Here is a 1,137-nt window from a genome sequence, read left to right on the forward strand (position 1 = left end):
TCTCCCCTTGCCCTGACTCGTTACCTGCAGCAAGGCCTACGCTATACTTCGTTCCCGGAGTCAAATGTTTCAATTCAATTTCCTGCTGATCAGAAGCGATTCTAGACTCGATGTTATTTACATTCAAAGTATAGTATGTGGCCCCGGTCACGGATTCAAAGGAAAGAGACGCCTCGCTCTCCGTGACCTCGCCGATGGTAAGATCAGCGATTTTATCCGGAATGGTCAGTGAGCTGACCGTGGACTTCTTCCCTTCGCCGGATCCATTCACGGCACCGACACTAAACTCATAGGAAGTTCCCGGATTCAGCTGCTCGATGATGATTGCTGGATCGCTTGCCGTCTCGATTACTCGACCCTCCGCATTATACACCTGGTAGTAATCTGCAGACTTCACGGGACTCCACTCCAGACGAACTCGCTTGCTGTCTAGCGGCTGCGCTGACAAGTTCAATACGGTATCCGGAAGCGTGGTGAATTCTCCGACATAGCTCTTGCTCTTCCCTGCCTGATTACCGGCTGCTACGCTGTATTGATAGGTGACACCGGGCTCCAATGCAGTAAGCTGAAGCATGTCTTCCTGAAGGGTATACAGCTCACCCTCGAAATCTACTTCATAAAAAACAGCGCCGCTTACAGTCGGAATGCGTATCTCTGCAGCATCCTCTGTGATGTTTGTAACAGCAGCACCAGCTGGTTGCGATGGGACCGTCACATAAGAGATACTGTTCATTTGGCCCGTTCCCGATGCATTGATTGCCTCGAGGATGAAAGTATAATCCGTTCCCGGCTGAAGCTCGTTTAGAGTGTAATCTACACTCTCTACTTCTTCGATTAAATTCATCTCGGCATCATAAATCTTATAGCTCGTTGCCGATTTCACAGGATCCCATCTCATCGAAATGGCGTCTTCCGTAGCACTTGCTGACAGATTATCTACTTTCCCAGGAAGGGTTAAGAAGGATCCCGTTGTACTTCTTCCTTCACCCGCCGTGTTACCGGCTTGTACTGCCCATTCATAAGTCGTTCCTGGTTTTAAATCAATTAGGGCTAAACCGGGTGTCTCCCTGATGTATTCTTTTCCATTCACGCTCACTTTGTAGTAGGTAGCTCCCTCCACTGCCTCAAAAGAGATAT

1 protein-coding gene is annotated in these 1,137 nt (G+C 48.9%); it reads right to left on the reverse strand.

The window, feature by feature from the left end; all coding sequences use genetic code 11:
* A partial coding sequence (locus tag ACFQ3J_RS27025) for a fibronectin type III domain-containing protein (RefSeq protein WP_379294428.1) occupies window positions 1-1,137 on the reverse strand: 1,137 nt, incomplete at both ends.

It is taken from the genome of Paenibacillus provencensis (genome assembly GCF_042678545.1).
Taxonomy (GTDB): domain Bacteria; phylum Bacillota; class Bacilli; order Paenibacillales; family Paenibacillaceae; genus Paenibacillus; species Paenibacillus provencensis.